This is a genomic window from Pseudomonas sp. YuFO8, from assembly GCF_035065025.1.
Classification (GTDB): domain Bacteria; phylum Pseudomonadota; class Gammaproteobacteria; order Pseudomonadales; family Pseudomonadaceae; genus Aquipseudomonas; species Aquipseudomonas putida_AE.
Genome location: NZ_JAXDEQ010000022.1, coordinates 96,154 through 103,274 on the forward strand (window position 1 = coordinate 96,154; position 7,121 = coordinate 103,274).

Consider the following 7,121-nt stretch of genomic DNA (forward strand, 5'->3'; position numbering starts at 1 on the left):
GAGTGCCAACCCCCTGAGCCCATTTCATTGCCTGTTTTTCCCCTGGAGTTAAAAATGAAACAACGCATCCTGGTAATTGGCGCAGGTTTTGGTGGCATGTGGACCGCTTTGAGCGCTACTCGCCTGTTCGATATCCACGGCCACAATGACGTTGAGGTGACGGTGCTGGCGCCTCAAGCCGAACTGCGTGTGCGTCCACGCTTCTACGAGCCGAACGCCCACCAACTGGCCGCGCCGATCGGCGAACTGTTCGATGAGATCGGCGTGCGGTTTATCAAGGGCGCCGCCGAGACCATCGACGTCGAGCAGAAACGTGTCGGGTATGTTGATGCCCAGGGCGAAAAACAGGTCTGCATCTACGACAAACTCGTTCTGGCCACCGGCAGCCGTCTCGCCCTGCCGGACACCCCGGGTGTGGCCGAGCATGCGTTCGACGTCGACCAGATCGAACAGGCCATGCGCCTGGAAGCCCACCTCAAGTCCCTGGTCAACCAGCCGCAGAGCCAGTCTCGCAACACGGTCGTGGTCGCCGGCGGTGGCTTCACCGGCATCGAAACGGCGACTGAAATGCCCACCCGTTTGCGCGCTATCCTGGGGGAGGGGGCGGACATCAACGTGATCATCGTCGATCGTGGTAATAAGGTCGGCGGCTCCATGGGCCCGCAAATCGCCGAGAAGATTGCCGAAGCCAGTGAGGAAACCGGGGTGAAATGGCAGCTCAACGCCTCAGTGGTCGCCGTCGATGAAAACGGCGTGACCCTGTCCGACGGCCAGCGCATCGACGCCAGGACCGTGATCTGGACCACCGGCGTGCGTGCCAGCTCGCTGACCGAGCAGATCCCCGCCGAACGCGACCACCTGGGCCGACTGCACGTCGACGCTCACCTGCAAGTCATCGGCCAGCCCGACATCTTCGCCACCGGCGACGTGGCCTACGCGGCCAGTGATGACATTGGCAACCATGCACTCATGACCTGCCAGCACGCCATCGTGCTGGGCCGTCATGCCGGCAACAACGTCGCCGCACAGATCCTCGGCGTGGACCCGACACCGTACAGCCAGCCGAAATACGTGACCTGCCTGGACCTGGGGGCGTGGGGAGCGGTGTACACCGAAGGTTGGGACCGACAGGTCAAGCTGACCCGGCAGGAAGGCAAGTCGCTGAAGACCCAGATCAACACCGTGTGGATCTACCCACCGGCGGCGAACCGTGAAAGCGCCTGGGCGGCAGCGGATCCGTTGATTCCGATCGCGTGAATGGGGTGAGGTTGTGTGATTGAAAAAATCCCGTCCGGAATATCCGGGCGGGATTTTTAAATGCAAATGGACATTTCTCCGTAGGAGCCGGCTTGCTGGCGATGCGAGGGTGGCCGTTATGCCGCCATCGCTGCGATGCGGCGACCCGACAAGCCAGCTCCTTCAGGTTTTCGGGTGCCTGCGGATTGTGGGGCAGTACACAAATCTGTAGGAGCCGGCTTGCTGGCGATGCGAGGGTGGCCATGATGCTGCCTTCGCTGGCAAGCCAGCTCCTACAGGTTTTCGGGTGCCTGCGGATTGTGGGGCAGTACACAAATCTGTAGGAGCCGGCTTGCTGGCGATGCGAGGGTGGCCGTTATGCTGACTTCGCTGGCCCAGCACCTACGGGGAAAGACAAAGAGCCCTTCGAAATCATTCTTTGTCGCTACCGTAGTTCATGATTGACAACAACCGAATCGGCACCTGCACCAACTCCTCCGGCCCATGGGGAATTTCCCCTTCGAAGGTCAGGCTGTCCCCGGCCTCCATGCGATACAGCTGATTGCCATGGCGATAAATCAGCTCACCTTCCAGCAAATGCAAAAACTCCGTCCCCGGGTGGGAGAAGGTCGGAAACTCTTCACTGGCGTCATCCATGCTCACCATGTAGGCCTCGAAACTCTTCTTCGGGCCACGGGTGTGATTGAGCAGATGGTAGGTATGACCTTTCTCGGTCCCGCGGCGAACCACCTCCATCCCCTGATCAGCCTTGACTAATAGTGCGCTGCCATCCTGCTGGTCGTACTCGCTGAACAGTTTCGACAGCGGCAGGCCCAGCACGTCACACAGACGGCTGAGGGTGTCGAGGCTGGTGGAGACCTGGGCGTTTTCAATCTTGCTCAACATGCCCTGGCTGATATCGGCAATCTTGGCCACATCGGCCAGCTTCAGGTCCTGGGCCTGGCGCTGGCGCTTGATCTGCAAACCCAGGTATTGCTCAAGCTTGAGGCGCGGGGCGGTTTCGGTCGGCATAGTCATCGGATCCTGCACACTTTCCGTTCAGTAATATTAGTTTCGCACTGGGAAAGTGCAAATCGCGGCGTCCGGGCGCGCATATACCGATCAATATTCCCATGGGGAAAAGAATTTTCCCATATAAACAGCACAGATAACGCTTTTCACAAGTCACTCGCGAAGCTGGCAAGGGCCTTGCATTCCTATTGGGAAACAAACTTTCTTTTCAGGAATAAAGAGAAAGTCAGGGCCAACCCACAACTGATTTGCCTTTCGCGAGGAGTGACGAGCAATGTTGCCAGCAGAGACACAGCGCATTATCGACAAGCACGGGATCAAGTACGTGCTTGCGCAGTTTGTCGATATCCATGGCGCGGCCAAGACCAAATCGGTGCCGATCTGTGGGCTCAAGACGGTGGCCGAAGAGGGCGCCGGTTTTGCCGGGTTCGCGATCAGTGGCATGGGCATGGAGCCCCACGGTCCGGACTTCATGGCCCGCGGCGACCTGTCCACGCTGACACCGGTGCCCTGGCAGCCGGGGTATGGCCGGGTGGTGTGCGTCGGTCACGTCGATGGCAAACCCCATCCCTATGACAGCCGTTACGTGTTGCAGCAGCAGATCCGCCGTCTGGAGGACAAGGGATGGACCCTCAATACCGGCCTGGAGCCGGAGTTCAACCTGATGCGTCGCGACGAGCAGGGCAAGCTGCAACTGGTCGATCTCAGCGACAACCTGGACAAGCCTTGCTACGACTACAAAGGCCTGTCGCGCTCCCGGGTGTTCCTCGAGCGCCTGACCGAAGCCTTGCAGGCGGTGGATTTCGAGGTCTATCAAATCGATCACGAAGACGCCAACGGCCAGTTCGAGATCAACTACACCTACAGCGATGCCATGACCTCGGCGGATCGCTTCACCTTCTTTCGCATGGCCGCCGGCGAGATCGCCAATGACTTGGGCATGATCTGTTCGTTCATGCCCAAGCCCGACCCGAAACGCGCCGGCAATGGCATGCACTTTCACCTGTCGATCAGCAGCGCCGAGAACAAGAACCTGTTCCATGACGCCAGCGACCCGAGCGGCATGGGCCTGTCGAAAATGGCCTATCACTTCGCTGCCGGCTTGCTGGCTCATGGGCCGGCGCTGTGTGCCTTCGCCGCCCCCACGGTGAACTCCTACAAACGCCTGGTGGTGGGCAATTCGTTGTCCGGCGCGACCTGGGCACCGGCGTTCATCGCCTTTGGTGCCAACAACCGCTCGGCAATGGTCCGGGTGCCTTATGGCCGCCTGGAATTTCGCCTGCCGGACGCCGGTTGCAATCCCTATCTGGTCAGCGCCGCGATCATCGCCGCGGGCCTGGACGGCATCGACCGCCAGCTGGAAATCGATCACGTCTGCAACGAAAACCTCTACAGCCTGAGCCTGGAGCAGATCGCCGCCCGCGGCATCAAGACCCTGCCGCAGTCGCTCAAGGAAGCCTGCGATGCGCTGGAGGCCGACCCGTTGTTCGCCGAAGTGCTGGGCCCGCAGATCGTCGGCGAGTTCATCAAGCTCAAGCGCATGGAGTGGGTGGAGTACAGCCGCCATGTGAGTGACTGGGAAATCGCGCGCTATACGGAGTTTTTCTGAGGTTGCTGGGCGGCAGCTACGAGTTGCAAGCGTCGAGCCGTAAGTAACAGCGGGTTGGCGGCGTGTCACGAATATTTCTATCTATGCGGATTGCTTGCAGCTCAAAGCTTGCAGCTCCCGAACGAAGTGAGGACTGTTCTAATGTGCGGAATCGTAGGTCTTTACCTGAAAAACCCGCAGCTGGAATCCCGGCTGGGCCAGCTTTTCGAACCGATGTTGCAGGCCATGACCGACCGTGGCCCGGACAGTGCCGGCTTCGCCATCTATGGCGATGAAGTGGCCGATGGCTGGGTCAAGCTGACCCTGCAGGCCACCAGCGAAAGCTTCGACTGGAGCGCCCTGATGGGTGAACTGGAAGGCCGGCTTGGTTGCTCGCTGGACTGGTTTCAGAACGCCAGCGCCGCCGTCTTGAAGATCAACGCCGAGGAGGCGCCAGTACGCCTGGCCCTCGCCGAACTGGCGCCGGGGGTGCGCATCATGAGCGCCGGGCAGAGCATCGAAATCCTCAAGGGCATGGGCTTGCCCCAGGAGATTTCCCAGCGCTTTGGCCTGGCCGGCATGCAGGGCAGCCACATCATCGGCCACACCCGCATGGCCACTGAAAGCGCGGTGACCATGGAAGGCAGCCACCCGTTTTCCACCGGCGCCGACTTGTGCCTGGTGCACAACGGCTCGCTGTCCAACCACTTCCGCCTGCGCCAGGAACTTAAGCGTGAGGGCATCAAGTTCGAAACCGACAACGACACCGAAGTGGCCGCCGGTTACCTGACCTGGCGCCTGCAGCAAGGCGACTCGTTGAAAGAGGCGCTGGACCATGCGCTGGAGGACCTCGACGGCTTCTTCACCTTCGCCATCGGCACCCGCAACGGCTTTGCGGTGATCCGCGACCCGATCGCCTGCAAGCCGGCGATCCTCGCCGAGACCGACGACTACGTGGCCATGGCCTCGGAGTATCAGGCGTTGTCGAGCCTGCCGGGCATTGAAAACGCCAGGATCTGGGAGCCGGCACCGGCCACCTTGTACATCTGGGAACGCGAGTCAGCTTAAGGAGCGCACACATGAAAACCATCGATCTTTCCATCGCCAGCGTGCGCGACCTCAATCAGGCGCTGCATGACCAGGTGCACAACGTAGAAGACCGCGAATGGGTGGTGACCCACTCCAACGGCAAGCACAACCTCGCCGTCGGGGTGAACCAGGCGGTGTCCATCGATATCCAGGGGCATGCCGGTTACTACTGCGCCGGCATGAACCAGAAAGCGAGTATCACCGTTCACGGCAACGCCGGCGTCGGTGTCGCGGAAAACATGATGTCCGGCTGCGTGCGCATCAAGGGCAGTGCATCCCAGGCCGCTGGCGCCACCGCCCATGGCGGTTTGCTGGTGATCGAAGGCGATGCCGGGGCCCGTTGCGGGATTTCCATGAAGGGCATCGACATCGTGGTCGGCGGCAGCATTGGTCACATGAGCTGCTTCATGGGCCAGGCCGGGCGCCTGGTGGTGTGCGGCGATGCCGGCGATGCGCTGGGCGATTCGCTGTACGAAACCCACATCTACGTGAAGGGCAGCGTCGCGTCCCTGGGCTCCGACTGCATCGAGAAAGAGATGCGTGCCGAGCACCTGGAAGAACTGCAGGTGCTGCTCAACCGCGCCGGTTTTGAGCACAAGGCGGCTGACTTCAAGCGCTATGGCTCGGCCCGTCAGTTGTACAACTTCAAAGTCGATAACGCGTCCGCGTACTGATCCACGCGAGGAGAATAGATATGAGCGAGAAAAATACTCCGGTGCTGCGCGAGTCCGCGACCTTCGATCGCCTGACCATCCAGGAAATCCAGCGCGCCGCCGAGACCGGCATCTATGACATTCGCGGCGGCGGCACCAAGCGCAAGGTACCGCACTTCGATGATCTGCTGCTGCTCGGCGCCAGCGTGTCGCGCTATCCGCTCGAAGGCTATCGGGAAAAGTGCGGCACCGATGTGATCCTCGGCAACCGCTTCGCCAAGAAGCCGATCCACCTGAAGATCCCGGTGACCATCGCCGGCATGAGTTTCGGTGCGTTGTCGGCCAATGCCAAGGAAGCCCTGGGCCGCGGCGCGACCATCGCCGGTACCAGCACCACCACCGGTGACGGCGGCATGACCCCGGAAGAGCGCGGGCAGTCGCAGCACCTGGTCTATCAGTACCTGCCGTCACGCTACGGCATGAACCCGGATGACCTGCGCAAGGCCGACGCCATCGAAATCGTCCTGGGGCAGGGCGCCAAACCCGGTGGCGGCGGCATGTTGCTGGGCATGAAAGTCACCGAGCGGGTGGCCGGCATGCGCACCTTGCCGATCGGTGTCGACCAGCGCAGCGCCTGCCGTCACCCGGACTGGACCGGCCCGGATGACCTCGCGATCAAGATCGCCGAGCTGCGCGAAATCACCGATTGGGAAAAACCGATCTACGTGAAGATCGGCGCGAGCCGGCCTTATTACGACGTCAAGCTGGCGGTGAAGGCCGGGGCCGACGTGATCGTGCTCGATGGCATGCAAGGGGGCACGGCGGCGACCCAGGAAGTGTTTATCGAACACGTGGGCATCCCGATTTTGCCGGCCATCCCGCAAGCGGTACAGGCTTTGCAAGAGATGGGCATGCACCGCAAGGTGCAGCTGATCGTTTCGGGGGGGATTCGCAACGGAGCCGACGTGGCCAAGGCCATGGCGCTGGGCGCGGACGCGGTGGCGATTGGCACGGCGGCACTGATTGCGCTGGGCGACAACCACCCGCGCCTGGATGAAGAACTGCACAAGATTGGGTCAGCCGCCGGTTTTTATGACGACTGGCAGAACGGCCGCGACCCGGCCGGGATCACCACCCAGGACCCGGAATTGTCCAAGCGCCTGGACCCGGTGGAAGGCGGTCGCCGACTGGCCAATTATTTGCGGGTGTTGGTGCTGGAGGCACAGACCATGGCCCGGGCGTGCGGCAAGTCGCATTTGCACAACCTGGATCCGGAGGACCTGGTGGCGTTGACGGTGGAATCGGCGGCCATGGCACGGGTGCCGCTGGCGGGGACCAGCTGGATTCCGGGTTCGGGGTACTGATACCTGCTTCTGTAGGAGCCGGCTTGCCGGCGAAGGCGCCCGAAAGATCGCCATCGTCTGTAGGAGCCCGGCTTGCCGGCGAAGGCGTCCGAAAGATCGCCTTCGTCTGTAGGAGCCCGGCTTGCCGGCGAAGGCGTCCGAGAGATCGCCTTCGCCGGC

The 7,121-nt window shown here is 61.6% G+C and carries 6 protein-coding genes; 5 read left to right on the plus strand and 1 reads right to left on the minus strand.

Annotated elements, in window-relative coordinates; genetic code table 11:
* The first annotated feature begins 54 nt into the window (after window positions 1-54).
* Window positions 55-1,257: an NAD(P)/FAD-dependent oxidoreductase gene (locus SOP95_RS19965; RefSeq protein ID WP_323608061.1), complete on the plus strand. Its 1,203-nt coding sequence runs from the start codon at window positions 55-57 to the stop codon at window positions 1,255-1,257.
* A 411-nt stretch (window positions 1,258-1,668) separates the two neighbouring features.
* Here the strand turns inward: SOP95_RS19965 and SOP95_RS19970 are convergent, their stop codons facing one another.
* Window positions 1,669-2,274, minus strand: coding sequence for a helix-turn-helix domain-containing protein (locus SOP95_RS19970; RefSeq protein ID WP_032831756.1), 606 nt, complete (start codon window positions 2,272-2,274; stop codon window positions 1,669-1,671).
* A gap of 268 nt (window positions 2,275-2,542) precedes the next feature.
* Here SOP95_RS19970 and glnT point away from each other — a divergent pair, with 268 nt between their 5' ends.
* The 4 genes from glnT to SOP95_RS19990 all read left to right on the plus strand — a co-directional run bounded on the left by glnT (window position 2,543) and on the right by SOP95_RS19990 (window position 6,962).
* Window positions 2,543-3,877: a type III glutamate--ammonia ligase gene (gene glnT / locus SOP95_RS19975; RefSeq protein WP_274077848.1), complete on the plus strand. Its 1,335-nt coding sequence runs from the start codon at window positions 2,543-2,545 to the stop codon at window positions 3,875-3,877.
* A 141-nt stretch (window positions 3,878-4,018) separates the two neighbouring features.
* The gene (locus SOP95_RS19980; protein WP_323608062.1) at window positions 4,019-4,924 is read left to right on the plus strand and encodes a class II glutamine amidotransferase; all 906 of its coding nucleotides are present in this window, start codon (window positions 4,019-4,021) and stop codon (window positions 4,922-4,924) included.
* A gap of 11 nt (window positions 4,925-4,935) precedes the next feature.
* A complete protein-coding gene (locus SOP95_RS19985) occupies window positions 4,936-5,619 on the plus strand; it encodes a protein glxC (protein ID WP_046817537.1) in 684 nt (227 codons plus the stop codon).
* A gap of 20 nt (window positions 5,620-5,639) precedes the next feature.
* Window positions 5,640-6,962 (plus strand): FMN-binding glutamate synthase family protein, encoded by a 1,323-nt coding sequence (locus SOP95_RS19990; protein WP_046817536.1) that lies wholly within the window; start codon window positions 5,640-5,642, stop codon window positions 6,960-6,962.
* Window positions 6,963-7,121 lie beyond the last annotated feature (159 nt).